Here is a 26,996-nt window from a genome sequence, read left to right as displayed (position 1 = left end):
AGGCCGCCTCGTTTCAACTGTTTCGCATTTTTATGATTAAACCGCCAGTTCGTCGATGTAGTTCGACAATCGGGGTAGATAGATCACGTTGTTGTTTTTGCCCATTTCCATGGACCAGAATGATCCTGACATCTTAAATATTTTAAATAGCTGGTTTGACTCGTGCAAAAGAAAGAATTCAGTCCACTGACTGATGTTCATCCTGCCTAACACGGCGTGTGTTCCTACACGAGCCAGATGCTCTGCTGGCATTTCTTCGAACTTCAACCAGAGTTCATTTCTCAGACGATATAGCTCGTGCATCAACGACCCTGTCGTTTTAGCACAGGTGAACCTAAATTCAGGATCTTCATCGGGTTTATAAACCTCAAAATAAGGATTTACTTCTCTCATCATCCTGACTAACCTGTCCATGAATACATGATGATACCTGGTTAAATAGGCGATGGTTTCATGAATCGAGAATTTGTCGTGATTTAACCTATTATAGATGGCTTCTGGTGGAAGGTCGTCTATATAGTTCTTGATTGTCTTGTGTTGATTGCAAAACTTTTCAATAGTATGCGGATGCAAATTCATAAGTATTTTCTTTTGGTTAGTGCTTTAGTTCGTTACCATGTTTCTCAGGTACAATGTTAGGGTCGATTTGTAAACTCAATCTTAGGTCAGAATTATCTTTGCTCTTGTTGTTTGTTTCGAACAGAGGTACATAATCTATGCCGGAGGGGCCACTTCTCAGGCATTACTGGCCCTATCGCCATTAAACCAAGAAAACCTCTGAACTGAATGTTGGGACCAAAAAGAGAGAAGAATGGATTTGACTACAATTTGTGTCTATTTCCCCGCAGAGCTTGTCTGTATAGATGTACAGGTATAAAACGATTAGTGTAAGTATTTCTACCCAACGGCTTTAGGTTTTGGGGGAGTAGTAGTATCGGGGCGTAGATAGTTAGAGGGGAGCGAGGAAAAGAGTTAGCTCCCCTTATATTTATTACTTGTATTTACACAAATAAGAGGTTTGCTGCTGTGCTTTAACTTTGAAGGAAGTGTTGGCGGGTACTTCAAAAGACTGACCGTTTGAATACATTGTCCATTCGGTTGAATCAGGCAGTAATGCTTCTAAAGCTCCTTCTATCACTACCATGGTTTCATGCTGTGAAGTACCAAATTCATACTCACCTTTTTCGATCACGCCGATCGTTGATTTTCCTTCAGCTGACTCATATCCCAGGGATTTAACAGCGCCGTCAAAATACTCGTTTACGTTTATCATGTTTTACTTTTTGCTGCAAATATAAGAGTCCGGGTAAATGCCGTTAAAGTTTATTGCTGGAAAGATAGCCTATTTAGTGTTTTCCGGTACCGCAGGAACAGCAGGACGGCAGAAATCAGGAGGCCGAGCGTTAGTCCGAACCAAACGCCTTTTCCTTCATATCCCAAAACTATCCCTACATAATAGGCTACCGGCAGTCCTACTCCCCAATAAGCCAGGAAGGTGATAATGGTGGGGATGTTGACGTCGCCGAGTCCTCTTAAAATGCCCAAGCCTACTACTTGTGCTCCGTCAAACAGCTGAAAGAAACCCGCAATGATCAAGAGTTGCGCCGCCACGGTAATTACCGACCGGTCGGAGGTGTAGATCCAGGGAAGCTGGTCATTTAGTAAGATAAACAGGATGGCCGCCAGCAGCATAAAGGCATTCACCAGGTGATAGCTGGAGGTAGCCGAGAGGCGGAGCTGCTGTATATCCTTCTTGCCCAGATTATTGCCTGTTTTGATGGTTGCAGCGGCAGAAAAGCCACTTGCCATCATGTAGGTCATCGCCGCAAGGTTTATTGCAATTTGATGCGCTGCCTGTTCAGCTACTCCAATAGTTCCCATCATAATTGCTGCTCCACTGAAGGCGCTGACCTCGAAGGTGTACTGCATGGCTACCGGTGCTCCAATTTTCAATATTTTTAATGATCGAACTTTGCTTATCCGCTTAAGCGCGAAGTTTTTCAGGTATTTCCTGAAGTGTTCTGACCTCATGATATAAACACCCATTACCACCGCCATCAGTGTTCGGTCGATCAGGGTACTCCAGCCCACGCCGCGAACGCCCATTGGTTCGATCCCAAATAAACCTTTCACGAAAGTGATCCCCAGGATTACGTTCAGGATATTGCCAGCCACCGAAACAAACATCGCTTGCTTGGTAAATCCCAGTCCTTCTGCAAACTGCTTAAACGTGTTGAAAATGAGCAAGGGGACGATGGAAATTCCAAGTAGTCCCAGGAAAGGTTTTGCTTCTGCTACAACCGCCGGCGATTGATCAAGATCGTCTATAATAAGTAGTACTCCATAATAGATGAGTACAAACAGGATAAGGCTCGTTATAATGTTTATCAACAGACTGTTTGCTAAAAGCTTTCCGCATTCGCGGAAGTTGTTTCTGCCGTTTTCCTGAGCGATGAGAGGAGTGAGGCCATAAGAAATTCCCAGGCCGATCATCATCACCACAGTGAAGGTGCTATTCACCAGGGAGACAGCGGCGAGTGGCACCGTCCCTGCAAATTGTCCCACAATAATGCTGTCAGCCATGTGAACCAGCATATGGCCAAGCTGCGAGATCACCACGGGGATAGCCAGCGTTAAATTGGAACGATAGTGTGGAAGGTAGCTCGATAACTGAAACTTCACGGGTATTACGTCGATAGTGGATTATTTTAATATTACTTCCGTTGCTCCGTAACCGTAGCGATCTTTGTATGCATCCATAAAGGTTTTTACCTGCTGGTGCTTGCTTACCGCCTTATGAATTTCGTGTCTTAAAGTCCCGTTGCCAACCCCGTGGATAAAAATAATGGAAGGAAGTTTATGAACGATGGCTGCATCCAGCGATTTCTTAAAATGCTCCATTTGGATCCTCAGAATTTCCCGGTTGCTTAAGAACTGGTGATCGTCGCGGAGCTTCTCGATATGCAGGTCGACTTCATGTTGCGGCTTATCAATTTCTTTCTTTTCTTCCGTCGGTTTAAAAAAGCTCTCCTTCAATTTTTCTGCATCTATCTTAATTTCTTCTTCATCCAGCTGAAGAAGCCAGCCTTGCTGTTTTAACATGGGTACTTGCTTTTTAGCCCCTGAAAAATCTTTTGCCTTAAACTTCTCTTTGAAGATCAAGGGCTCTGGTCTTGTCACTTCCTGCGTACTATAGTATAGAACTTGTATGGAAAAGGAAGGCCAGATATTAAGGTCAGTTAAGGAAGCCGAATAAACTTTTACTGAAGTATTTGGCGCTACAATCCCGGAAAAGTGACCTTTTACCGCTCCTGATTTTTCGGTGCTCAGGGTGAGGAGCAGCTGAAATGAAGTCTCGTTTAGCAAGTGGAAGTGAAGAACCGACCCCTTGTTCGGGTCTGAAATCATGGCCAGATAAACGCCTGTGTTTTTAAATTCAGCTAATGGGATTTCTTTCACCTGTGGTGCCTGGTCTTCCACTCCTTCATACATCTGGCCGTACACTCGCGTCACTTTATTTGCCGGAACCGGAATTTCAAAATCATCATCACCCGTTACACCGATCATAGTCTCGTCAAAAATCGTGGTGATGTATCCTTCTCTTTTCTCATCCACAAACCGAACAAATTCTCCTAGCTTGAATTTCATAACATTACTTTGAGGGTTCGAAGTTACACAAAGGGGATGAAGTACGGCCGTCTCTTCCGCATTTCGTAATAAATAGCATTTTTGTGCATCTTATACTGAATCTGAATATGCAGGAAACTGTTTTAAAATATTATCGGGCAAAAATAATTGAGGCCGAGACCGAAGGGAAACGCTATGAAACCCTGATCAACCGCTACTCCTTTCTGCGCCTGTTTGCTTTAATCGCAGGAGGTTTGCTGGTCTACCAGTCGTTAAAGCTCGAATTGGTGTGGCTTACTGAGTTGGCGGTGCTCTCGGTAATTGTCGGCTTTGCCTGGTTGGTAAAGCAGCAGAGCAGATTTGAAAAACAGAAATCGTTTTTTGCTGCGTTGAAATTGGTAACCGAGAACGAGCTCGCGAGCATCTCCTCGAAATCAACTATTTATTCGGACGGCTCCCGGTGGATCAATGATCATCACGAATATACTTCTGATCTCGATATTTTTGGTGACGCATCACTCTACAAATTGATTAACCGCAGTGCTAGTCCCGCAGGGCAGGAGCTACTGGCCGAATGGCTAAAGCAGGCTGCTGCTGATCAGGATATCGCCGAAAGGCAGGAAGCAGTAAAAGAACTGGCAAGCAAACCGGATTGGATGCAGCAGTTTAAAGCCTTGCTGCTTTTTGCAAAAGATACTGGCAAAGAGGATACTGTCAATCTTTTTCATTACCTCAGCCAAGAGCCGGAACAGCGCAGTAAGCTGCTGAAGACCTACGTAAAAGCAGCCCCCTGGTTATTTCTGGGCGGAGTTGTTCTTACCTATTTTATTTCCGCATTTGCGATATTTCTCATTATCGTAGGTATTACTAATGGGGCCATTGTTGTTTCGCATTCCATGCAGGTTAACAAGGCCGACCGATTGATTTCTCGGTTAGGAAAAACGTTGTCGAACTATGCTGATGCCTTTTTAGTTGTTGAACAGGAAAGCTGGACATCTCCACTAACCCGGTCGTTGCGGGAATCTTTAAAGGGGAGGCAAGAAACGGTACTACTCTCGCAGCAATTGAAGAAGCTTTCGAAGCTAATCGGAAAACTGGAAGCACGTCTCAATATTTTCGTTGGACCGGTACTGAATGCTATTTTTGCCTGGGACATGAAGCAACTGCTGGCGATTGAGCAGTGGCGGGAGGAAAATCGCTCCCTACTGGAAAATGCTTTTCAAGTTATTGCAGGTTTTGAGTCGCTCGTCAGTCTCAGTAGCATTCACTATAATTATCCTCACTGGTCTTTTCCGACTATCGCGACCGGAGAAGGTTATACCTATACAGCCACTAAGTTAGGTCATCCGCTTATTGAAGAGAGTACACGCGTACCTAATGACTTTAGCTTGCAGAATGAGCTAAAGATCGATATCATCACTGGCTCTAACATGGCTGGAAAGAGCACTTTTCTAAGGACGGTGGGAATAAACGGTGTTCTTGCGCTTGCTGGCGCTCCGGTTTGTGCCTCGGCCATGGAAATCAGTAATATGAGATTCTTTACGTACATGCGTATCCGCGATTCTCTGAATGAGAGCATTTCTACCTTTCGAGCCGAGCTAAATAGGATTCAGCTGTTGCTGGATGTGTTGCAGAAAGGCCAAAAGATCTACTTTTTAATTGATGAGATGCTGCGGGGAACTAATTCCGTAGACAAATACCTTGGATCCAAAGCAATCATAGAGCGACTGATCTCGCAGAAGGCCGTCGGTATTGTAGCCACACACGATCTCCAGATCGCTGAACTTGAGAAAAAGTATCCGACCTATATCCGAAACTTCTACTTCGACATCCAGGTAATGGACAACGAAATGACTTTTGATTACAAGCTGAAAGAGGGCGAATGCAAGACGTTCAACGCCTCCCTGCTCTTAAAGAAGCTGGGTATAGAGATAGATGCATCAGATGCTTAACTTATTTCTGGAGTAGCGAAACTTAAGAATTAGCATGATGCTGTTAAGCAGGCAGGAAAATGCATTGGTGATAATTATAGGAAGGTCGTCTCTTAAAACGCCATAGTAAGACCATAGCCCCGTTCCCACGATAAGGATGATCACCATAAAAGGTGAAATATCGTCTGCTTCCTTCTTCTTTAATGTCTTGATCAGCTGTGGTAGCATGGAGCTTGCAGTAAGGATCCCGGCAACAAGCCCGATAACTTCATTGTTTATTTTCATCTTTCTAATGCTCGCAGCCCTTCAGGTCACTGCCGGCATTAGAAACATCGTACAAGCCCTGCTTGTTTCCGAAAGAATTAGTGATATAGGTAACAATGGCCGCAATGTCAATGTCAGGCATTTGATGGTTGGCAGGCATCTCTCCTGAAAACTGCCTGCCATCTACCATGATGGTATCTTTCAAACCGTGCTTGATAATACAAGCCAATTCGTTTTTGTGGTTCTTTAGATAGGTGGTATCTGTCAAAGGAGGGACCAGGTTGGCGAGGCCCTTACCATCCGAATTATGGCAATTTTGACAGTGCTGATCATATAGCGCTTTTCCGTTTGTATAGTACTGGGCATATTTCAACTGCTCTTCCGTTTGACAGGCCTGGACAGTCACCAGCAGTGCTATAGCTAAAAAGAAAAGACAAACGACCTTATTTCTCATCTTATCGGTATTCTTCCAGAAGAACTTCCATGTCCTTCATCAATTGCTCCACCTGCTCGGCGTTAGTTCCATCGTATGCGCCACGAAGTCGCTTATCCTTATCAACCAAAATAAACCAGCCCTGGTGCACAAAGCCCCCCGGAGCTTGTTTGTCTTCATTTACCGCCACCATGTAACTTTTTTCTGCCAGCGTGTAAACTGAATCTTTTGTGCCTCTTACAAACTCCCACTGATTTCCGCTGACTCCCAGCTTGGTCGCATATTCCTTCAGTTTGGCCGGGGTGTCATATTTAAAGTCGATCGTGTGGGATAACAGTTTCACCTCGTCATTACCCTTAAACTTCTCATAGACCTTCAGCATATTGCGGTGCATGACCGGACAAATAGAAGGGCAGGAGGTGAAGAAAAAGTCCGTTACGTAGATCTTTCCGTTAAAGTCTTTGTCGCTGACAACCGCGCTATCCTGATTAATGAAGCTGAAGGCAGGAACAGTCTGATAGATCGTGTCCACCACTGTTTCACCGTTAACTGTTTTTTCTACGGGTTCCCGTTGACCAAGGATAGGTAGCTTTTGCTTGTTTTCGCCAGAACACGCCGCAAGCGCTAACAAGCTCGCGGCAATTATAAAGTTTAATCTCATCTTACCGGTTAAAAAAGAGACAACCTGATGGTTGTGATTAATGCCAGCGCATCTTTTCGCGTTGACGTCTGCAAATTTCAGCTTTTTTCCGACAGGAAGTGCATAAAAAGATGTTAAAAAAATAGCGATAAATATTTGCGGATATGTTCATTCATGCAGATCCTAGTACTATTTTAGCACCATGGCAATTACACAGAAGGTAGCCCTTGAAGGAATCAGGTTTTTCGCTTATCATGGTTTTTATCCCGAAGAGCAGCTTACCGGAAATGAGTTTCTTGTCGACATCTCGACCGAAACCACAGTACACAGCGACGGAGCTGATGAGATTGAGAACACGGTGAATTATGAGCGCTTATTTGCAATCGCTTCCGCGGAAATGGAAAGTCCAAAAAAGTTGCTGGAGACGGTGGCGCACGCCATATTGAATAAAGTAAAGGATGAATTTCCGCAGGTAGGGCAGGTGGAAGTAAGTATCCGGAAGCTTCGGTTGCCAGTGAAGGGGGAGATTAAAAATTCTCTTATCCAGTTAACTTACAAAAGGTCATGAGATTCAATAAATTGACAGAAGAGCACCTCATGCAGTTTCGGGAAATTCTCGGAGACGAAGGCCTGCTGCTTGAGAAAGGCCCGATTTCCCCCTATGCAAAGGATGAAACCGAAGATCTCGAGTATTTCCCGGAGGTAGTGCTTAAGCCGGCGACTGCGGAAGAACTATCGGCCCTGTTAAAAATCTGTAACTCCTATCAGCTGCCTGTAACACCGAGGGGAGGTGGAACCGGCCTGTCAGGAGGAGCTTTGCCGGTGTTCGGGGGCGTTCTTGTCTCGATGGAACGCTTCGATAAGATCTTGGAGATCGACGAGCGCAATTTGCAGGCGACTGTGGAGTCAGGAGTTATCACGGAAGTGTTTATGCAGAAAGTGGCCGAAAAAGGGCTGCTTTATCCTATAGATCCAGCCAGTAAAAGTCGCAGCTTCATTGGCGGCAATCTTGCTCACGGCTGCGGAGGGCCACGGGTCGTTAAATACGGAACGATCCGGGAGTATATATTAAATCTCGAAGTTGTATTGCCGACAGGAGAAATTCTGTGGACGGGTGCTAATACTATAAAATATGCTGCCGGCTATAATCTTACGCAATTAATGATAGGAGCAGAGGGAACGCTGGGTATAATAACGAAAGCAGTAGTGAAGCTGATCCCAAGACCAAGTATGGATCTGCTGATGCTAGCATCTTTTCCCAGCAACGAACAAGCTTGCTCTGCAGTCTCTGCAATCTTTAGGGCTGGCATAGTACCGTCGGCGTTGGAATTTATGGAGCGCAAAGGGGTAGAGTGGGTGATCGCTTATGATGCTATTCCTTTCGACCTGAAAGACGACGCTAATGCTTTTCTCCTGATAGAAGTGGATGGGAGCAACTTAGATGTGATGAACTCGGATTGTGACCAGATCCGACAGGTGCTCGAGATGAACGGCTGTCTTGAGATTTCTTTTGCTGGAACTCCTGAACAGAAGCAGGACCTGTGGCGCATTCGGCGGATGATGCCAGTATCGGTAAAGTCGAACTCCATCTACAAGGAAGAAGACACGGTGGTGCCAAGAGCGGAACTGCCCAAACTTATACATGGTATAAAGGAAATAGAAAGGAAATATGGGTTTCAATCTGTGTGCTACGGTCATGCAGGAGATGGAAATCTACATGTTAACATTATCAAGGGTAACATGCCCGATACGGATTGGAACACTAAGCTGAAGGATGGAATACGTGAGATTTTTGAGCTTACCATTTCCCTCGGCGGAACAATCTCAGGAGAGCACGGTATCGGCCTGGTACAGAAGGAGTTCATGCCCTTGAAATATTCGCCCTTGCATATGGCGCTTATGAAGGGAATAAAACAGGTATTTGACCCCAACGGAATTCTGAATCCTGGCAAGATATTTTAGGATACAACAAACTATTGCTTTATAACTAATCAATATGGTCGATTTTCAGACGGAGGACCTGGTCAGAGTTGGTATTTCTGTGCTTTGCGGAAGTATCATAGGACTGGAAAGGGAATATAAAAATAAAGCTGCTGGATTTAGAACGCTTATCCTGATATGCTTAGGTTCAACTATCTTCACTATAGTGTCGCAGAAAGCGACGGGTGAAAGTGACGACCGGATTGCGGCAAATATTATTACAGGTATCGGTTTTATCGGAGCGGGGGTAATCTTTAAAGATGGATTAGCTGTTCGCGGTTTGACAACTGCTGCTGTGATTTGGGTGGTGGCAGCCCTGGGTATGGTTATTGGAATGTTCGACTTTTCCCTGTCTCTCGCATTGACGATAGTGGTGCTCCTCGTACTTTCTGTGCTTAGCAAGGTGGAGCAATGGATTGATGTTTATCATTACGAAAAGACCTTTAAAATTACCTTTGCCACCGATAGTCTTAGCAATCTGCGGGATCTTGAAAGGTTAGTCGAATCGAAAGGCTTGAAGTCGAAATGCTCCCAGTTCAATAAACATCATGGTAAGTTGCACACCCTGCTGCAAGTATCCGGGCCTAGAAAAAAAGTTCAAGCTTTCAGTCTCGAGATGGTTGAAATGGCGAGCGTGGAAGACATACTGATGAGCTAAGAAACCAGCGCTTCAAATGCAACCATTTTTTCTCTGAAAGCTTCTGGGATTGGATTCGGTTTTTTTGCTTCGAAGTCGAAGAAGATGCAGGATGTTTTTCCGGTGGTGCAGATCTGCTCGCCTGATGGCGTCTTAATAGTTAGTACATATTCTACATCAAAGCTGCAGTTTCCAACCCGAGACGTCTTCACGTAGGCAAACACCTCGTCGTCCAATTGAATCGGCTTTAGAAATTCTATCTCTGCTTTTCCCATAATCAACCCGTGTGTTTTACTTTTCCAGTTTAAAATTTGCCGCCAATAGCCAGTATGAGCTATTTCAAAATAGGTTAGGTAAACATCGTTATTTACATAGCCGAAAGCATTGAGATCACCGAAGCGAACGGGGATGTACGTTTTATAGTTATACGAATTTATGTCCATAAAAGCGACAGAATGACTGGTTAGTTTGGATTTTACGTGTCAACTTGACTTGGGTAACAACGAAATTTGCAGCTTTTTTGTTTTGGTACGCAGCTTGAATATATGCTTCCAGAAAAACAAAAAAGTATAGGAGGATTTAGAAATGACACTGGTAAAATTCGCAAACGGAAACAATGACACTGCTTTAAAGCCTTGGTTCTCTGATGTTTTCGATACGTTTTTCAACGATTCATTTGTATCAGACCGAATGACTTCAAGAGTCCCAGCAGTAAACATTTCCGAAACTGAAAATGCATTCCATATCGAGCTAGCAGCTCCCGGTTTGCAGAAAGAGGACTTCAAAGTTAACCTGGAGAAAAACGTGCTGAGCATCTCTGTTGAGAAAAAATCAGAGAACACTCAGGAAAACAAGCGATATAACCGCCGTGAGTACAGCTATACTTCATTTGTGCGGTCATTCACACTGCCTGAAGCCGCAGATCAGGCAAACATTGAAGCTAGCTACGTTGACGGTGTGTTGAGAATCGATGTAGCTAAAAAAGAAGAAGCTAAGCTTCTTACAAGAGAAATTTCCATTAAATAATTTTCATAAGGTTGTTGGTTTAGGTTGATTAAGGCGCTTCTTGTAAACAAGAGGCGCCTTTTTTGTTTATACTATTCAGAAATGTATTTTTGAGCGTATGCTAAGAGAGATCCCTGAAACGAAACGAAAAGCCCTTAAGATAAATTTAGATGAGACAATATACGGCACCTTTGCCGAGATAGGTGCGGGACAAGAAGTAGCGCGCAATTTCTTTACCGCGGGAGCTGCTTCCGGTACTATCGCTAAAACCATGTCTGCCTATGATATGGTTTTTAGTAACTCCATTTACGGAGAAGAAAAGTCCGGGAGGTATGTCAGCAAGTCGCGGCTCAATAAGATGCTGGAGCACGAATATGAGCTGCTTTCAGAGCGCCTGATAGGCGAAAAGTATCAGGGCCGAAAGTTTTTTGCCTTTGCAAATACGGTTACCACTCTTAACTTCAGTAAAACGAATGATCCCCATGGTTGGATCGGTATTCGTTTTCAGGCTAGCCCAGGCGGCGAACCTAATGACATTGTACTACACGTAAGGTTGCTGGATAGCGACAGCAGTCTTCAGCAAAATGTACTCGGAGTAATTGGGGTGAATCTGGTGTACGCCGCTTATTTTCACAGCAACGATATTCAGGTGATGATTGAATCGCTGGTAGATAACCTGTCAGTTGGTTCTGTAGAGATTGACCTTATTAACCTGCGCGGGCCAGTTTTTAAAGAAGCTAATGACCGGTTGGTAAACTTATACCTTATCGCTAAGGGCTTTTCCAGCGCCGCCATATTTGACAGGAATGCGAATGCCTGCCAGTCGAAGGACATTCTTTACAAAAAGGATGTGATGATATTGCGAACTAAGTACAAGCAGAAATCGATTCCAAACTTCGACCTCTTCAATAGGGCTGTAGAGCAGTTTAAACGCTCGCAGAAGGTGGATGATAGGAATTTGATTGTGATGATTGAGGTGCTGATGTCGAACACCTTGGGTCAGGAACGAGACCAGCAGCTTAGCGCCGAAGATCTGGAGGAGTTTGCTCGCCGTGCCGAAGAGCTTTGCGCTACCGGCAATAATGTGATCGTCTCCAACTTTACGCGGAATCATAAGCTCGCGCTTTATTTATCGAGGGCCAACCCTAAACATGTAGGTATTTCTACCAACATTGCCAACCTGAAGAGAATATTTAATTCTGGTAGCTATGGAGATAATTATACCGATGAGTTGCTTGCCTATATCAGTGATATCTTTAGCAGAAATGTAAAGCTCTATGCCTATCCTTACCTGGATAAAAACACCAACGAAATTATTACTACTCAGAATATGCCGGTCTCGGAGGAGGCAAGGCCGTTGTTCGAGTTTCTCATAAAAAATAATTACATAACAGATATTGAAAGCTACGACGAGAAGGATGTGAAGACGGTGTAGCTTTGTGCTGTTGATTGTTAGTGTAGTGTCCGATAACGCCAGTTCGCCAAGGTAGAGGTGGAGTAGGGGCATGAGTCAGGACGCGTGTTGTATCTTTGCCTTCAATAGCAAGGCCGACGGCTCGGGAAACCGCTTTCAATAATTACGGTGCAGTAGAGAAAGGGAATGATAGCGCTGATGTAAAAAAAGAAAACCGGAGATCAGGCAACTTTTCAGTTGTGAAGGATCTCCGGTTTTTTTATGACCAATTACTGTTCGGTTCTCTTTAAACCGTATTTCTCGATTTTACTGTAGAGGTGACTGCGTTGTATATCGATATCGTCGGCAGTTTTAGAAACGTTCCAGTTGTTCTTTTCAAGTTTGTACTTGATGTATTCTTTCTCCGCGTGATCTTTATACTCCTGAAAGCTGGCAAATTGATCAAAATTAGTTTGCGTGGAGCTAACCGTACTTGAGGTAGTTCCGTTTACTCCTTGAGGGATCGGTGTTTCAGGGCCGGAAGGATTAGCGAATGTACGGACATCGTTCTCAGTAATCGTTTTATCGCTTAGGATGATCAGGCGTTCAACCATATTACGCAGCTCACGAATATTTCCAGTCCACGGCAACGATTTTAAAGCTTCCATAGCACCTTCGCTAAAGCGCTTCGTCGGCATGCCGTACTCGTTGCAAATTTCTTCGCAGAAGTTGCCGGCAATGATTGGAATATCGTCTTTTCGCTCGGTAAGTGGTGGAACGTGGATCAGGATCACACTCAGACGGTGGTATAAGTCCATCCTGAAGTTACCAGCCTCAATCTCTTTCAGCAGGTCTTTGTTTGTCGCAGCTACAACACGTACGTCTACTTCGATCTCTTTTTCTCCACCTACACGGGTAATCTTACTTTCCTGAAGGGCCCTTAGTACTTTAGCCTGGGCTGAAAGGCTCATGTCGCCGATCTCATCTAAGAAAAGGGTGCCTCCGGTTGCTGACTCAAACTTTCCGATCCGCTGTTTTACGGCGGAGGTAAAAGATCCTTTCTCGTGTCCGAAAAGCTCACTTTCAATGAGCTCTGAAGGAATAGCAGCACAGTTTACTTCGATGATTGGCCCATTGCTGCGATTGGATTTTTCGTGCAACCAGCGGGCAACCAATTCTTTTCCACTACCATTGGCTCCGGTAATCAATACTCGGGCGTCAGTAGGGGCAACTCTGTCTATTGTATCTTTAATTTTTTGAATTGCAGGGGAGTTTCCGAGGATTTCACGAACCTTACTTACTTTTCGTTTCAGAACCTTCGTCTCGGTAACTAAATTGCCTCGCTCCAGGGCGTTCCTAACGGTAATTAAAAGGCGGTTAAGATCTGGTGGTTTGGAGATGAAGTCGTAGGCGCCTTTTTTACTTGCTTCGACCGCTGTCTCAATGGTCCCGTGACCTGATATCATGATAAATGGAAGGTCAGGTTTTATGCTTAATCCCTCGGCAAGGACTTCCATTCCGTCCATCCGGTTCATTTTGATATCGCATAATACGAGATCAAAATCGTTCTTTTTTATAAGTTCTAATCCGTCAATACCGTTATCCACATCTTCGACCTGATAGTCCTCATATTCCAGAATTTCCCTCAGTGTGTTACGTATTGCACGTTCGTCGTCAACAATAAGAATTTTTGCCATAATGCTATGTTTCTCGAAACGCAGTTAGCGTTCAATTGTTTTTAGGTTGTATACAAATATATACAGTTGGAATGAAAAAGAGTTTTTAAAGGGCGGCTTTTGCGCCGGAATCTTTCGTGCCAAAAAGCTTTCAAAAAAGGGTTAGGAAGAAAAAAACAGGCCTGTAAGCCGGGTTCTGTACCCTGAAGATCAGGGCTTCTATCATTTATCTAGGCCCGGCATCGCTGCGGGGCTCAAACGACCTACCCACTAACTTGGACGAGCAGCCCTCAAGCGTTAGCTTATTCGGTCTTTCAACTCCTGGGGTTTACCGCGATGCATGTTGCCATGCAAAGCCGTGAGCTCTTACCTCACGTTTTCACCCTTACCCTGTGCAGGGCGGTTTGTTTTCTGTGGCACTTTCCGTGCTACGGCTTTCGCCGCAACCCTTCCCGTTAGGAAGCAGGATGCTCTGTGTTGCCCGGACTTTCCTCTCTCTCATGACGAGACAGCGATAGAACGGCCTGTGTGCCGCAAAAGTAGGGATAATTATGGAGATGCCCGAGGTCTGGTGGAATTTAATACAGCAGTGCGAATAACGTTTTATTCGCGCTGCTGGCTCAGAGTCTAGTTTACTCCAATTTCTTTTAACAGAAAGTCGGCTTTGTCCACTTTCGAAGCGACCCAAAGTACGTAGCGGATATCTACTCCTATCGAGCGGCTATAACTTTCGTTCCAGGCGAAATCGTTGATAGTAGCTTCGTAGGCTCGGTCAAAGTTTACACCAATTAGTTCCCCGTAAGCATTCATCACTGGTGAACCAGAATTTCCGCCGGTAGTGTCCAGGTTATAGAGGAAAGCAACTGGCACATCGTTCAATTCGTTTTTGACAAAAGGACCGAAGTTCTTCGCCTGCCAAAGTTCCTTGAGAACGGGCGGGTAGTTGTACTCTGGGTTTCCGGTGCTTCCTTTCTGGAGGATGCCTGAAATAGATGTGAAAGGCTTCATATAGGTAGCATCAGCGGGGGAGTAACCACGGACGTAGCCGTAGGTAAGCCGGAGAGTACTGTTGGCGTCAGGGATAAAATTCTGTTGCTTAAACTGTTCCTTCACAGCCACATAGTCTCCCATCAACTTGTTTAGTAAGCCCTCTCGTTTTTCCTTTTCGGGGAGAAGCTCTGCTGTCTGCTGCGCAATTTCCCCTTCGAAAAGCAGCAGCGGATCATTATAGTCGCTCAGTGATCTAGAGGATTTGATAAGTGAGTTTAAGACAAACTCCGGATCCTTCAGTCGCGTATACGCCAGCAGGTTGGATACAAACTTGTCTATCTGCTCCTGCGAGTTAAAGCCTTTCAGCGCCTGCTTGTCTACTGCTGCTATACGCTGATTCTTCGGAAGCTGAGCGGCATCCTTAAGCATCTTTGTGAAAATAGTGCGATCAGCATCTATATCATAGCTGTTGTACATCGTTCTGATCCGGCTTTCCAGGGTCGCAACGTTATCTGAATAAAACTTAGCCCGATCAGCCGCTGGACGCCTGTTCATTGCTGCTCTAAAGCCGTTTATCTGCCCAGCGATATTCAGCAGGCTGGTGCTGGTATAGATCTGACTTAGCCATAAATCGCGATAAGCATCACTATAAATCAGATTATACAGCCTGTCAATCTCGCTCATCAAGTTTCCGTACTTGCCTTTAAGCTCAACATTGGCGTTGATGAACTGAGCAAGAGCCAGATCGTCCTGTTTCTTTTGTTCACTAAGGTTTAAACCGTTCAGGCCTTTTAGTTTGCCACGATAGTTCTTCAATACGTTTGCATTCCGTTTGATCCTTGTCGCTAGTTTTATCTCTGTTGACTTATCTTTCTTTCCAGCCTCCTCCATAGCCTTATTCTGAAAATCATACAATTCAGAAATGTAAGGCAATAGGTAGTCTTGCTGGTATTTTATGTACTGGGCAGGTCTGTTTCGAAATGTGCGACCGGGGTAGCCCAGAATGAATACAAAGTCCTCTTCATTTACGCCGTTCGCGTTTACCTTTAAGTGTTTTTTGGGTTTGTAGGGTACATTGCTCTTCGAAAACTTGGCAGAAGAGCCATCGGGCGCAACGTAGGCCCGCATGAAGGCAAAATCTCCTGTGTGTCGCGGCCATACCCAATTATCCGTCTCGCCGCCAAATTCGCCAATGTTGCGGCTCGGTACATAGACCAGACGAACATCCTGAATCGTTTTATACCTGAAAAGCACGTAAGTCTTCCCGATAAACATTTCAGAGACTTCTGCTTTGATCGTTTTGTCTTCTGCCTCAGCCTGTGCTGCCAGGCTCTGCATTTTTTCGTTTATGATTTTTATTCTTGAAGCCGGGTCAGTTACGTTTGTAACCGATGCTAACACTTGCGCAGAAACGTCCTCATAACTATCGGTAATGCGACAGGTAAGGCCTTTCGCTTCGATCTCCTGTTCTTTGCTGCGCGCAACAAAGCCTTTGGTAAGGTAATCGTTTTCGGGTGTACTCGCCTGCTGAACTGCGCTAAATGCACAGTGGTGGTTGGTAATGATTAATCCTTCTTCTGAAATAAAAGAACCGGTACAACCGCCTACATTTACCAGGGCGTCAATTAAACTGATACTATCAGGATTATAGATTTCTCTTTGACTGATCTTCAAACCTGCTTTTTTCAGATCCAGGTTATGGATCTCCGACAGCGGGAACATGCCCTCATCGAAAGGCCGGTAAGCGGAGCCAAGGAGAAGTAAAAAGACTAAAGTTAAGGATGTAAAAATTTTGCTGGTAGCTCTCATACTGGATATAAAAGACTTTTTAATGAAAATGTGCGGTGTAAAAGTACAAAATAAAAAGCCTTCCGGCAGATGACTGTCCGGAAGGCTAGCAAACTTAACTTAAAAAACTCCTACCAAACGGTTCGGTATACCGGCGACTAACCCCGATAATCATTGTTCCACCGTCTGTCATCACGACGATCTCTTTCCCAGCGTTCATCTCTGTCATCCCATCGGTCGTCGTCTCTATCATTCCAACGTCTATCATCCCGGTCGTAGTATTTTTTACGTTGTCCGGGAGGCATGCCATGCGGATGGCGTCCCCTGCCATGATACACCTTGACTCTGTCTCGTCGCACTTCGTAATGTCCGGGAATTACCCGACCGAAAATGCCGGAGCCGATCCGCTGCGTCGGTACCCATACTCGGCGTTCTACCACCTGCCAGTGGTACTCACCGCGGTTGTCGCGGTAAATGTTCCTGTCGTCATAGCGTCTTACATCATCACGCGGATAGGGTTGTGCGGTAGCAACAGCTCCCAAAGCTGCCACTAGTGCCAGGGTTAAAGCTAACTTCTTCATCTTGTGTGTGTTTGTGTGGGTGTTTGTGTTTAATAAACGAGTTGATCGTATCTTCTCGTATAATTATGACGCTCATCTGATCGAAAAAGTTTTATATGACCTTTCAAAGAATTTAAAAAAGCGGTTTACCCGATATTTTTGCAGCATGGCAGAAGATCTGAAAATTATTGAAGGGAAAAAGGAAGAGCAGTATCAGTCGTTGGTCCCGCAAATTAGGGCCTTGATCGAGGGAGAATCAGACCTAACAGCGAATTTGGCAAATATCAGCGCCGCCCTGAAAGAACAGTTTAACTTTTTTTGGGTAGGTTTTTATTTGGTTAAAGACGATGAACTGGTGCTAGGACCCTTTCAGGGACCAGTAGCCTGCACCAGGATTCAGAAGGGACGAGGGGTTTGCGGCGCTGCCTGGGCAGAGGGAAGAACACTGATAGTTCCTGATGTCGAAGCTTTTCCGGGGCATATTGCCTGCAGTTCTTTGTCGAAATCCGAAATTGTGGTACCCCTGATTCAAGAAGACCAGGTTGTGGGCGTACTGGACGTCGACAGCGAGCGTCTTTCGGCTTTTGATGAGGTTGACCAGAAGTACCTGGAGGCAATTGTACAACTAATCAAATTTTAATTTTGATGAAATTAGCTCCTTCATTTTACCAGCGGGACGACGTGGTGTTGATTGCTGAACAGCTCCTGGGAAAGTATCTGTTTAGTAAGATTGATGGCTCTTTAACTGGTGGACTGATTGTAGAAACCGAAGCGTATAAGGGGCCTGAAGACCGAGGTTCCCATGCTTTTAACCATCGACGCACTCCCCGTAATGAAGCCATGTATGCCGAAGGGGGGATAGTTTATATGTATGTTTGCTATGGCATTCACGACATGCTGAATATTGTAACCGGTCCTGCAGAAAGTTCTCATGCCGTGCTGATCCGTGCGATAGAACCGACTGAGGGAATCGAAACGATGAGGATCCGCCGCGGAATAACTACAGACGACCGGAAGCTGTGTAAGGGGCCGGGCGCCCTCGCCAAAGCTCTTGCTCTCAACAAGAATCATAATCGGCTGTCCCTGCAGGGTGAAGTCGTTTGGATTGAAGACCGAAACATTGAGCTTGAACCAGAGAAGGTAGTAGCCACAAAAAGGGTAGGCCTTAATATTGACGAGCCCTACATAAGCATCCCCTGGCGATTTTATATAAAGGGTAGCCCTTACATCAGTCGCCCTTAACGATTCCTCTTTTTTAAAACCATCACTTCCAGCTGTTGTTTCCTCTACAAATTCAGTACTATGGAAAGTTCACATCGCGACAGTATTCAAAAGCTGAAAGATCTGATACACGAAGTTGATATCGCTATGCTTTGTACCCTTAACGGGGACGAGGTCAGAAGCAGACCAATGGCGACGTTGGAAATTGATGATGAAGGGTTCATCTGGTTTTTTACTAATGAGTATTCAGGAAAAGTTGGCGAGGTGGAAGAGCAGCACAAAGTGAACGTGATCTACTCGCATCCGGGCAAGCAGACTTATGTTTCTGTGAACGGATATGCAGTGGTAGTAAACGATAGGAGTAAGATGGAGCAGCTGTATACGCCCACAGTGAACCGGTTTTTTTCAGAAGGACTTGATGATCCAAAACTCGCCTTGCTGAAAATTAAACCCTATCAGGCTGAATATTGGGAAAGCCACGCAGAAGAAGGGATGGTTCGGTTTATGGGAATACTAGGTTCGTCGCCAGTAGCAGACGAAGAACTGCATCACAGTGAACACGGAAAATTAAATTTATAAGAAATACTTTGGGAGGTCAGGCTGAGGCTGGCTCAAAAGTTCCGGATCCGATAGCAGCATCTGCTGGTGTCGGGAGGGATTTTTGAAATAGCCTCTTTTTTTATGTGCTTAAAATGCGACTCAGGTTTTTTGTTTCTGCTTTAATACTGCTTGCACTGTCAGCCTGTAGGGATCGGCCGGTACGCACGAAGGACATAAGTGCAAAGCTCCTGTTATTTAAGGAACTTGATTATCCTTCCGGCTCTACCATCAGCTACTATAAAAATAAGCTGTACCTGATGGGGGACGATGCAGCCGATCTTTTAATACTTGATACTGCTTTTAATGTTATCAGCACTAGAGCCTTGTTTCCGCAGTGGGACCGGCGAGTTGCTAAATCGCTTAAAGCGGACCTGGAATCTTCGGATTTGGTAAAGAGGAGGCAGGGGGATGAATTGTGGCTTTTCGGATCGGGTACTTTATCACCTTACCGCGATAGCTTGTACAGGTTCAGGATTGATTCACAAGTTTTTAAAGGATATAATATAGCACATCTTTTTGATAAGATCCGCAATGCAGGTGTCGAAGCTTTGAATATTGAAGGTGCTGCCCATCTGAGAAGACGCTGGATTTTCGGCAACAGAGGTAATACTTCACACACCCAGAATTTTTTGATTACTACGCCGGAGGATTTTGATCAGGACCTGAAAGATTTTCCTGTTGATGTAATTCCCCTGAAGGCGCCCACTCCTGATGCGGGAATTTCCGGATTAGCTTATGTGCCCGGAAAGGATATTCTTTTTTTAACCTTTTCTGAGGAGGATACGGCCAATGCCTATGATGACGGGGAAACCGGGAGTAGCTATTTGGCCCTGATAGATAACATTTCTAAGCAATTTAACCGCGATACCCTAAGAACTGACGCATGGCTGGCTTTCCCCAGCGTTCATCCTACCCTGCATAAGATGAAGGTTGAATCAATTGCGCTGGAAAGAAGATCTAAAGGAGAGCTGATACTTTATCTTACAGCAGACAACGACGATGGAAAAACGTCCCTTTACAAATTGCAGTTAGAACTCCCCTAATTCAATTGCATCAAAGTCTTTACCTAATTCTGATTATTCTGCATCCCGAGAATTCTTGTTATTGTCCACTATTTGTAATTTTGCGCCATCAAATTCGTTTGGTCTTTAAATCCTCAATTATTCAATGAAAAAAAGCTCAATCATAGGAATTATCATTATTGCCATTGCTATCGGGGTAATCATTAGCACTTATGCAGACTCCAGCACCTATGGAACATTTTCAGATGCTCAGGAAACAGAAACGGAATTGCATGTGGTGGGAACCTTGCAAAAAGAAAAAGAGCTTATTTACAATCCTAAAAAAGATGCTAATTACTTCGCGTTCTACATGCTGGATAACAACGGCAAGGAGTGTAAAGTGGTTTTCCGCGGTACCAAGCCGCAGGATTTTGAACGTTCTGAGCAGATCGTGTTAACCGGAAAAATGGTCGGCAGCGAGTTTCAGGCTTCAAAAATTTTAATGAAGTGCCCTTCTAAGTATAATAAGGATCAGGTGGAAATTCAGGAAGTGAGTCCCACTTCAGTTTAATTTTATTTCTCATAAATGGATGTACAGTTCGAGGGTGAACACCTTCTTCCTGGTCAACTCGGCCAGTTTTTTATCGTTTTATCTTTTGGTACCGCGCTCTTAGCAGCAATCTCATATTACTTTGCTACCGTTAAGGATACTCTTGACGATTCATGGCGGAAAATTGCAAGGGCTGCTACCTGGCTCAACTCTATTGCGGTGATTGGAATAGGTGCATGCCTTTTCTATATCATCTATAACCATTTGTTCGAGTATCATTACGCCTATAGCCATTCTTCAAGGTCGCTTCCGGTTTACTATATCATTTCCAGCTTTTGGGAAGGTCAGGAGGGAAGCTTTTGGCTTTGGATGTTCTGGCAGGTAGTACTGGCAAATATCCTTATTTGGAAGGCTAAAAGCTGGGAAAACTCCGTAATGACTACGGTGATGCTTTCTCAAGTATTCCTTGCCTCGATGCTGTTAGGCGTTGAAATCATGGGGACACGAATTGGAAGTTCGCCTTTTATTCTGCTTAGAAATGCAGTAGAGGGTCCGATTTTCTCTCGTCCGGACTACCTTTCGCTGATCGACGATGGAAATGGCCTTAACCCGCTCCTTCAGAATTACTGGATGGTTATCCACCCGCCAACACTGTTTTTGGGCTTTGCTTCTATGATCGTTCCTTTCGCTTATGCAATAGGAGGTTTGTGGGAGAAACGCTTTAAAGAGTGGCCTACTACTGCTTTGCCCTGGGCGCTTTTTGCAGTGATGATCTTGGGTGCTGGTATCATCATGGGGTCTTTCTGGGCTTATGAGGCACTTAACTTCGGTGGTTTCTGGGCCTGGGATCCGGTAGAAAATGCCTCAATTATTCCCTGGCTTACGCTGATTGCAGCGGTTCACGTTATCCTGGCTTACCGTCATTCCGGACACTCGTACTTCACGGCTACCTTCCTTACGCTGATTAGTTTTATACTGGTTTTATATGCTTCGTTCCTAACGCGAAGCGGTATTTTAGGTGAAACTTCGGTGCACTCATTTACAGATTTGGGAATGTTTGGGCACCTGATCACCTATATTATGGTTTTCACTGTCCTGGCCACCGTTTTAATTGTGGTAAGATGGAAGCAGATGCCGATCACGCAAAAGGATGAGGAAACCTACTCAAGAGAGTTTTGGCTGTTTATCGGAGCACTAGTATTAAGTGTAGCCTGTATCCAGGTTCTCGCAACTACCTCTATTCCGGTTTTCAATGCAGCTTTTGGAACTAAAATAGCTCCTCCGGCCGATGAAATTCAGCATTACAATAAGTGGCAGGTGCCTTTTTTTGTAGTGGTGGCGCTTATCTCCGGCTTTGCTCAGTTCCTTAAATATCGTAATACCGACTCGTCTAAATTTTATAAAACGGTAGGTATTGCAGTGCTGATTGCGGTAGTAGTAACGGCGCTTTTTGTGTATGCAAGTGGCGTCTACACCAACTTCATGTACATCGTACTAACGTTTGCAGGGATCTTCTCCATTGTGTGTAATGGAAGGATCTTGATCGATTCGCTGAAAGGTAAATGGAAGTTGGCAGGTTCATCCGTAGCTCACATTGGGTTTGGTTTGCTTTTAATTGGAGCTCTTGTAGCGGCAGCTACCAATGATGTTATCTCGGTAAATAATACGGGTGTTGGTTTTGGTGAGGAGTTTGCCAAAGACAACAATCCGCGGGAAAATATTATGCTTTATGAGAACGAACCGGTTCAAATGGATAAGTATATGGTGACCTACATGGGCGATTCGACCGAAGGTCCGAATACCTACTACCGTGTCAATTATAAGGTAGTTGAAAACGGCAAGGTAAAGGAAGAATTCGACCTTTATCCGAATGCCCAACAGAACGCGAAGATGCGCTCAATCGTAGCATCTCCCGATACCCGTCATTACCTTCTTCATGATATCTACACCCACGTAAGCAGTGTGCCATTGAAAGAGGAGCAGGCTGAAGAACATCATGAACACGAAGGCCATTCAGAAGAAGAAGATTACGACTCACCAACCACTCACCAGGTAAATCCGGGTGATACTGTCAACTATAGAAATGGTATTATTGTGGTAAAAGGCGTTAACATGAACGCTTCTATCGAGAAAATTCCGTTGGCAAAAGGTGACGTAGCCGTTGGTCTGGATTTAGAAGTGGTGGATAAGGGTGGTAGGAAGTTTAAGGCTCAGCCATTGTACCTCATCAAGAACGGCAATCAGTTCGATTTTCCTAAAAACGTTGACGAGGCAGGATTAAGATTTCGGTTCTCTAAGATCGATCCGCAAAATAACAAGCTGGAGCTGATGGTATTTCAGAAACCTCAGGCGGAAAAGAAATGGATTGTGTTAAAAGCGATCAAATTCCCTTATATCAATTTGTTCTGGGGGGGGACAATTATCATGGTTATAGGTTTCTTGTTGTCCATTTTCAGACGTAACAAAGAAATTAAAACGGTTTAATGATGAAGGTTGTGCTTCTTGGAAGTGGAAATGTAGCTACCCACCTCGGACAAGCACTAAAATCAGCAGGCCATCAGATACTGCAAGTTTGGAGCAGGACATTCGAGAACGCTCAGCAGCTTGCAGTATCTTTAGATGCCAGCCCTATTTCCGACCTTGAATCTCTTTCTGAAGAAGCTGAAATTTATATTATTTCCGTTTCTGATAATGCTATCCCTGCGGTTTGTGCCCAATTTCCTTTTCAGGATAAACTCATCGTTCATACCTCAGGAACAACAGGCTTAGATGTGTTTGATGGACATTTGAACAGGTGCGGGGTGTTTTACCCTCTTCAAACTTTCTCTAAGCAGCGTGCTGTTGATTTTCAAAAAGTTCCTATGTTGATCGAAGGGAGTTCGACCAACGTAACGGGGGATTTGCTAGCTCTGGCTAAATCGCTGTCACATAAGGCGGTTATCTTAAATTCTGAGCAGCGAAAGGCATTGCATGTGGCTGCGGTTTTTGCCTGCAACTTCAGCAATCACCTTTACTCCATAGCGAGCGAAATTCTCAGCCAGAATAAGATGGACTTCGACTTAATTAGGCCATTGATTGAAGAAACAGCAGCTAAAGCCCAAACTTTTAATCCCCAGGAGGTGCAAACCGGTCCTGCAGTTAGAAATGATCAACTTACACTGGCAAAGCATTTTGAGTTTTTAAAGGACCAGCCTGAATTGAGGAAAATCTATCAGTTGATGAGTCAACACATTATCAATTTCTATCAAAAGTCTTAACCGCCTTACATTTTTTTTAATTTTGCGCCACAATGAACGTTTACAAAATCAAAATAAACTTTGAAGAGCCGGGACATGAGTCGGTAGAGCTGCCGATAGCAGAAGGCGAGTCGGTGCTTGATGTGTGTATGGACAATGGCATTGAGCTTCAGCATAACTGCGGTGGGGTTTGTGGTTGCAGTACCTGCCATATCTACGTTAATCAGGGAATGGATAATCTTCAGGAAATTTCTGACAAGGAAGAAGACTTTATCGACCGCGCTGTTAATCCAAGAATCAATTCACGCCTGGGCTGTCAATGCGTAGTACTTGATGGAGATATCGAAGTAACGCTACCGGATCAATCACAATTTTTAGGACATTAAAATATGAATCAGGATAAATTTGCTTTACCCTTTAGCTGGAGCGATTACGAAGATATCGCCATGGGCTTGTATGAAAAGTTTGGTGACGACTTCGACGAATCAAAAATATACCGCATTCGTTTTACCGATCTGATGGAATGGGTGCTTAGTCTTCCTAATTTCGTTGGCAAACGTGAAGAATGCAACGAGGGACACCTGGAGCAGATCCAATCAGCCTGGGTGTACGAGTGGCGGGATAATCAATAGTCGCTATTACTGAATCTCCTTTACGGATATGTAAATCACTCTGACCATATCCGTAATTTTTATCCGCATTCAGATCTCCCACAAAAACGAATCATGTTCTTATCCAAATTAAAAGATATTAAGGCCTTTGTTCTAGACATAGACGGCGTCCTGACCGACGCAACTATCCTGGTTACAGAGACGGGCGAGCAGTTGCGCAGATTCAACGTGAGAGATGGCTACGCAATGCAGCTGGCAGTGAAAAAAGGCTACTTTATTTGTGTAATCTCTGGTGGCAAGTCGCAGACCGTAACGTTGCGTCTTAAAGGATTAGGGATAACGGACGTGCATTTGGGTGTAGACAAAAAACTGGAAGTGTACCGGACCTTTATCGAGAAGCACGGCCTGAAGGACGAGGAGGTGCTGTATATGGGCGATGACATTCCTGATATCCCCGTAATGAGGGTTGTTGGGGCTCCCACTTGCCCGGCTGATGCCGTAGAAGAAGTGAAATCTGTCAGTGAATACATTTCGGGTAAGAATGGAGGTTTCGGCTGTGTGAGAGACGTTATTGAGAAAGTGTTGAGAGTTCAGGGGAATTGGTACGACTTAAACCCCTCAGCACAGGAAGATACCATCCCATCCGCTTAAAGATCATCTATGAAATTTCCTCCAGTCATCTTAGCATCGAAGTCGCCACGCCGCCAGGAGTTGTTGAAATTGCTGGGTATTGACTTTCGCGTTATCTTAAGGGATGTGGACGAATCCTTCCCGAGAGGCTTAACACCGGCAGAGGTTGCTGTGTATATCGCCGAGAAAAAAGCTCATGCTTTCGATGATGCTTTGACTGAAAATGAAGTAGTGATTACGGCAGACACTATTGTGTGTATTGATGATAAGATCTTAGGCAAGCCCGAAAGCGCTGAGGAGGCCTTCAACGTCCTGTCTCTGCTCTCAGGGAGGAAACACGAGGTAATTACCGGAGTTGCTCTACTTCGTAACGGTAAGCTTTCCTCATTTTATGAGACCACTGAGGTGTACTTTTTAAGCCTTGCTCCCGAGGAGATTAGCTACTATATCGACACCTGCAAACCTTTTGACAAGGCCGGCTCCTACGGCATTCAAGAATGGATAGGGTTGATGGGGATCGAAAAGATAGTAGGCTCGTACTCCAATGTAGTCGGCCTGCCTACACATCGTGTTTACCAGGAGCTTCTTAAGTTAAGCGAATAAAACCTTTTTGTTAGGCTTTTGTTGTGTCTAGACAGCACACAACATGATCAAGAAAATTACCTACTACTTATTCCCTTCGCTGGTGATTCTTTTTGCCAGCATTTATTTTGTAGACCGCCCGTTTTACCGACTTCTGGTGAATGAAGATTACATTGTAGAGTGGATTACATTTGCTTTCCTTTTCTTTACCGGGATTTACTCAGCAATCTTAGCTTTCAAGATCAAACAATCTTACAACTATTATCACTGGTTCTTCATCTTGTTCGCCGGATTTACTCTGCTGGCAGGCTTTGAAGAAATCAGCTGGGGACAACGAGTGTTCGGCATTGAGTCGACTGAATTTTTTCAGAAACACAGCGACCAGAATGAGATCAATTTACACAACACCTTCCAGGGGATATTTCATATCAAAACCAAGCATATTGCATTACTCGCGATGCTCGTTTGGGGCGTGATACTACCATGGAGGCAGCAAAAAGGTAAGCAGGACTTCAAATGGTTGAAAGACCATGACAGACATTTTATTATCCCACCACATTTCCTCATTCCAGCTTTCCTGATGGGAGCTATTTTGATGCTTGATTTTCAAACAGGCTACGAGGAAGAATTCGGAGAGATGTTCTTTAGTATCTGCTTCTTCTTAATGATCGCTTGGAACAATGTGCTTTTTAAAACCGGTCAGAAGTTTGCCTTAGACGGTCAGAAACCTATTGTTTCAGCTAGCAGACCTTCCTTCAGAGAAAAGGCGGACATCCTGATCCCAGGTAAGTTGAGTTCTCCCAGGATATAACGTGTTAGAATCGCTGCTACTACAATCATATCCACCCTTACGGGGATAATTAAAGTGTTGTCGGCGCGCTGTTGGTGAGTCGAAGAAATCAACTCTTCAAGTACCAGCAATAACTCTTGTCTATCAAACTCGAAACTTTGTGTTATCACTTGCTGCTCTCTGCCGGATTTGTTGAGCACCAGAGCAGCAAATGATTCAAAGGCCCCTGCAGAACCTATCAATAACTCGGGTTTATACGTTAGCGCCTGCTGCTTCAAGTCAGACAGCACCTCGTCCAGATGGTTGCGGATAGATTCAGCTTCCGTGCTCGCAATAGGGTCTGATTTATGAAAACGATCCATTAGTCGTGCTGCGCCTACCGGATAACTTTTCTTCCACAGTATCTCTTTCGCGTCACAAAGGATAAACTCTACACTGCCACCGCCTATATCCATAATGAGAGAGGAGACCTCAGGATTTATAGCCATGCGCACTCCTTTGTAAATAAGTTCCGCCTCTTTTTCGCCGTCAATAAGCTCGATCTCAATTCCGGTAAAACGTTTCACCTGTTCAACGAAGCTTAATCCATTGCCGGCGGAGCGCAAGGCTGAAGTACCCACGGCTTTTACCTTATTTACGTCATGTTCTTCTATCAATTTCCCGAAAGAAAGCAACGCTTCAAGGCCACGTTGAAATGCTGTCGGTGCTATTTCCCCCTGGTTAATCCCACCTTCACCCAGTTTTACGTGTCGTTGTTCAGCAACTACTTTTTTAATGGATGATGCTGAAACCTCCGCAATAAGCAGGTGAAAGGTATTTGTCCCTAAATCCAGTACCGCAACCTTTTCCAT

The 26,996-nt window shown here is 44.6% G+C and carries 30 protein-coding genes and 1 other RNA gene; 18 read left to right on the top strand and 13 right to left on the bottom strand.

The genetic code is table 11. The features are described 5' to 3' along the window. Positions 1-36: 36 nt before the first annotated feature. The 4 genes from J4N23_RS02880 to J4N23_RS02865 form a co-directional block, all read right to left on the bottom strand. Positions 37-579, bottom strand: a complete 543-nt coding sequence (locus J4N23_RS02880) for a DinB family protein (RefSeq protein ID WP_242689056.1) — start codon at positions 577-579, stop codon at positions 37-39. Between the two features lie 412 nt (positions 580-991). Continuing rightward, positions 992-1,273 carry a pyrimidine/purine nucleoside phosphorylase gene (locus J4N23_RS02875; protein ID WP_207425495.1) on the bottom strand — a complete coding sequence of 94 codons (282 nt, stop codon included), beginning with the start codon at positions 1,271-1,273 and terminating at the stop codon, positions 992-994. Between the two features lie 50 nt (positions 1,274-1,323). Further along, on the bottom strand, positions 1,324-2,682 hold the full coding sequence (locus J4N23_RS02870) for an MATE family efflux transporter (protein WP_207425494.1): 1,359 nt from the start codon (positions 2,680-2,682) through the stop codon (positions 1,324-1,326). A gap of 21 nt (positions 2,683-2,703) precedes the next feature. Beyond that, positions 2,704-3,648, bottom strand: coding sequence for a DUF2027 domain-containing protein (locus J4N23_RS02865; protein ID WP_207425493.1), 945 nt, complete (start codon positions 3,646-3,648; stop codon positions 2,704-2,706). Between the two features lie 107 nt (positions 3,649-3,755). Here J4N23_RS02865 and J4N23_RS02860 point away from each other — a divergent pair, with 107 nt between their 5' ends. Further along, positions 3,756-5,579 carry a DNA mismatch repair protein MutS gene (locus J4N23_RS02860; protein WP_207425492.1) on the top strand — a complete coding sequence of 608 codons (1,824 nt, stop codon included), beginning with the start codon at positions 3,756-3,758 and terminating at the stop codon, positions 5,577-5,579. Here J4N23_RS02860 and J4N23_RS02855 read toward each other — a convergent pair. The 3 genes from J4N23_RS02855 to J4N23_RS02845 are packed head-to-tail and all read right to left on the bottom strand — an operon-like array spanning position 5,568 to position 6,916. Further along, complete coding sequence (locus J4N23_RS02855) at positions 5,568-5,843, bottom strand: SemiSWEET family sugar transporter (RefSeq protein ID WP_207425491.1); 276 nt, start codon at positions 5,841-5,843, stop codon at positions 5,568-5,570. The two genes, J4N23_RS02860 and J4N23_RS02855, sit on opposite strands and share 12 nt — an antisense overlap. A 4-nt stretch (positions 5,844-5,847) precedes the next feature. Continuing rightward, positions 5,848-6,276: a cytochrome c gene (locus tag J4N23_RS02850; protein WP_207425490.1), complete on the bottom strand. Its 429-nt coding sequence runs from the start codon at positions 6,274-6,276 to the stop codon at positions 5,848-5,850. Between the two features lies 1 nt (position 6,277). Then, on the bottom strand, positions 6,278-6,916 hold the full coding sequence (locus tag J4N23_RS02845) for an SCO family protein (protein ID WP_207425489.1): 639 nt from the start codon (positions 6,914-6,916) through the stop codon (positions 6,278-6,280). A 181-nt stretch (positions 6,917-7,097) separates the two neighbouring features. Between J4N23_RS02845 and folB the strand changes: the two genes are divergently transcribed. From folB to J4N23_RS02830, 3 genes are read left to right on the top strand one after another with little or no spacing between them, the layout of a single operon-like run. Further along, positions 7,098-7,463, top strand: coding sequence for a dihydroneopterin aldolase (gene folB / locus J4N23_RS02840; protein WP_207425488.1), 366 nt, complete (start codon positions 7,098-7,100; stop codon positions 7,461-7,463). Further along, positions 7,460-8,857, top strand: coding sequence for an FAD-binding oxidoreductase (locus tag J4N23_RS02835; RefSeq protein WP_207425487.1), 1,398 nt, complete (start codon positions 7,460-7,462; stop codon positions 8,855-8,857). The genes folB and J4N23_RS02835 overlap by 4 nt, the downstream gene beginning before the upstream one ends. A gap of 34 nt (positions 8,858-8,891) precedes the next feature. Continuing rightward, complete coding sequence (locus tag J4N23_RS02830) at positions 8,892-9,533, top strand: MgtC/SapB family protein (RefSeq protein WP_207425486.1); 642 nt, start codon at positions 8,892-8,894, stop codon at positions 9,531-9,533. Here J4N23_RS02830 and J4N23_RS02825 read toward each other — a convergent pair. After that, on the bottom strand, positions 9,530-9,955 hold the full coding sequence (locus J4N23_RS02825) for a thioesterase family protein (protein ID WP_207425485.1): 426 nt from the start codon (positions 9,953-9,955) through the stop codon (positions 9,530-9,532). The two genes, J4N23_RS02830 and J4N23_RS02825, sit on opposite strands and share 4 nt — an antisense overlap. Positions 9,956-10,097: 142 nt before the next feature. Here J4N23_RS02825 and J4N23_RS02820 point away from each other — a divergent pair, with 142 nt between their 5' ends. Both J4N23_RS02820 and J4N23_RS02815 read left to right on the top strand, forming a co-directional pair. Further along, a complete protein-coding gene (locus tag J4N23_RS02820; RefSeq protein ID WP_207425484.1) occupies positions 10,098-10,538 on the top strand; it encodes an Hsp20/alpha crystallin family protein in 441 nt (146 codons plus the stop codon). A 97-nt stretch (positions 10,539-10,635) separates the two neighbouring features. Further along, on the top strand, positions 10,636-11,952 hold the full coding sequence (locus J4N23_RS02815) for a nicotinamide mononucleotide adenylyltransferase (protein ID WP_207425483.1): 1,317 nt from the start codon (positions 10,636-10,638) through the stop codon (positions 11,950-11,952). Between the two features lie 248 nt (positions 11,953-12,200). Here J4N23_RS02815 and J4N23_RS02810 read toward each other — a convergent pair whose 3' ends face one another. The 4 genes from J4N23_RS02810 to J4N23_RS02795 all read right to left on the bottom strand — a co-directional run bounded on the left by J4N23_RS02810 (position 12,201) and on the right by J4N23_RS02795 (position 16,945). Beyond that, positions 12,201-13,607 (bottom strand): sigma-54 dependent transcriptional regulator, encoded by a 1,407-nt coding sequence (locus J4N23_RS02810; protein ID WP_207425482.1) that lies wholly within the window; start codon positions 13,605-13,607, stop codon positions 12,201-12,203. A gap of 148 nt (positions 13,608-13,755) precedes the next feature. Then, an RNA gene (rnpB, locus tag J4N23_RS02805) (RNase P RNA component class A) lies at positions 13,756-14,117 on the bottom strand. A gap of 96 nt (positions 14,118-14,213) precedes the next feature. Next, on the bottom strand, positions 14,214-16,385 hold the full coding sequence (locus tag J4N23_RS02800; protein WP_207425481.1) for a S46 family peptidase: 2,172 nt from the start codon (positions 16,383-16,385) through the stop codon (positions 14,214-14,216). A gap of 137 nt (positions 16,386-16,522) precedes the next feature. Continuing rightward, positions 16,523-16,945 carry a hypothetical protein gene (locus tag J4N23_RS02795; RefSeq protein ID WP_207425480.1) on the bottom strand — a complete coding sequence of 141 codons (423 nt, stop codon included), beginning with the start codon at positions 16,943-16,945 and terminating at the stop codon, positions 16,523-16,525. A gap of 145 nt (positions 16,946-17,090) precedes the next feature. On the opposite strand from J4N23_RS02795, the gene J4N23_RS02790 reads away from it, so the two are divergent. The 12 genes from J4N23_RS02790 to J4N23_RS02735 all read left to right on the top strand — a co-directional run bounded on the left by J4N23_RS02790 (position 17,091) and on the right by J4N23_RS02735 (position 26,166). Beyond that, positions 17,091-17,564 carry a GAF domain-containing protein gene (locus tag J4N23_RS02790; protein ID WP_207425479.1) on the top strand — a complete coding sequence of 158 codons (474 nt, stop codon included), beginning with the start codon at positions 17,091-17,093 and terminating at the stop codon, positions 17,562-17,564. 5 nt (positions 17,565-17,569) lie between these two features. Then, positions 17,570-18,166 carry a DNA-3-methyladenine glycosylase gene (locus tag J4N23_RS02785; protein ID WP_207425478.1) on the top strand — a complete coding sequence of 199 codons (597 nt, stop codon included), beginning with the start codon at positions 17,570-17,572 and terminating at the stop codon, positions 18,164-18,166. 60 nt (positions 18,167-18,226) lie between these two features. Beyond that, the gene (locus tag J4N23_RS02780) at positions 18,227-18,724 is read left to right on the top strand and encodes a pyridoxamine 5'-phosphate oxidase family protein (RefSeq protein ID WP_207425477.1); all 498 of its coding nucleotides are present in this window, start codon (positions 18,227-18,229) and stop codon (positions 18,722-18,724) included. A gap of 113 nt (positions 18,725-18,837) precedes the next feature. Further along, the gene (locus J4N23_RS02775) at positions 18,838-19,788 is read left to right on the top strand and encodes a hypothetical protein (RefSeq protein WP_207425476.1); all 951 of its coding nucleotides are present in this window, start codon (positions 18,838-18,840) and stop codon (positions 19,786-19,788) included. 124 nt (positions 19,789-19,912) lie between these two features. Next, positions 19,913-20,317 (top strand): cytochrome c maturation protein CcmE, encoded by a 405-nt coding sequence (locus J4N23_RS02770; RefSeq protein WP_207425475.1) that lies wholly within the window; start codon positions 19,913-19,915, stop codon positions 20,315-20,317. Between the two features lie 15 nt (positions 20,318-20,332). Next, on the top strand, positions 20,333-22,780 hold the full coding sequence (locus tag J4N23_RS02765; protein WP_207425474.1) for a heme lyase CcmF/NrfE family subunit: 2,448 nt from the start codon (positions 20,333-20,335) through the stop codon (positions 22,778-22,780). Beyond that, a complete protein-coding gene (locus J4N23_RS02760) occupies positions 22,780-23,553 on the top strand; it encodes a Rossmann-like and DUF2520 domain-containing protein (RefSeq protein WP_242689054.1) in 774 nt (257 codons plus the stop codon). Before J4N23_RS02765 ends, J4N23_RS02760 begins: the two co-directional genes overlap by 1 nt. 32 nt (positions 23,554-23,585) lie before the next feature. Continuing rightward, positions 23,586-23,918 carry a 2Fe-2S iron-sulfur cluster-binding protein gene (locus J4N23_RS02755; protein WP_207425473.1) on the top strand — a complete coding sequence of 111 codons (333 nt, stop codon included), beginning with the start codon at positions 23,586-23,588 and terminating at the stop codon, positions 23,916-23,918. Between the two features lie 3 nt (positions 23,919-23,921). Next, positions 23,922-24,164: a Fe-S cluster assembly protein IscX gene (gene iscX / locus J4N23_RS02750; protein ID WP_207425472.1), complete on the top strand. Its 243-nt coding sequence runs from the start codon at positions 23,922-23,924 to the stop codon at positions 24,162-24,164. 93 nt (positions 24,165-24,257) lie between these two features. After that, positions 24,258-24,794, top strand: coding sequence for an HAD family hydrolase (locus J4N23_RS02745; RefSeq protein WP_207425471.1), 537 nt, complete (start codon positions 24,258-24,260; stop codon positions 24,792-24,794). Positions 24,795-24,803: 9 nt separating this feature from the next. Then, positions 24,804-25,376: a Maf family nucleotide pyrophosphatase gene (locus J4N23_RS02740; protein WP_207425470.1), complete on the top strand. Its 573-nt coding sequence runs from the start codon at positions 24,804-24,806 to the stop codon at positions 25,374-25,376. A gap of 43 nt (positions 25,377-25,419) precedes the next feature. After that, a complete protein-coding gene (locus tag J4N23_RS02735) occupies positions 25,420-26,166 on the top strand; it encodes a hypothetical protein (RefSeq protein ID WP_207425469.1) in 747 nt (248 codons plus the stop codon). On the opposite strand, the gene J4N23_RS02730 is transcribed toward J4N23_RS02735, so the two are convergent. After that, on the bottom strand, positions 26,076-26,996 hold the full coding sequence (locus J4N23_RS02730; protein WP_207425468.1) for an exopolyphosphatase: 921 nt from the start codon (positions 26,994-26,996) through the stop codon (positions 26,076-26,078). The genes J4N23_RS02735 and J4N23_RS02730 overlap by 91 nt on opposite strands.

It is taken from the genome of Pedobacter sp. SYSU D00535, assembly GCF_017355855.1.
Classification (GTDB): Bacteria; Bacteroidota; Bacteroidia; order Sphingobacteriales; family Sphingobacteriaceae; genus Desertivirga.
The sequence above is the reverse complement of the archived record's forward strand: the minus strand, read 5'-3'. Positions and strand labels throughout refer to the sequence as shown.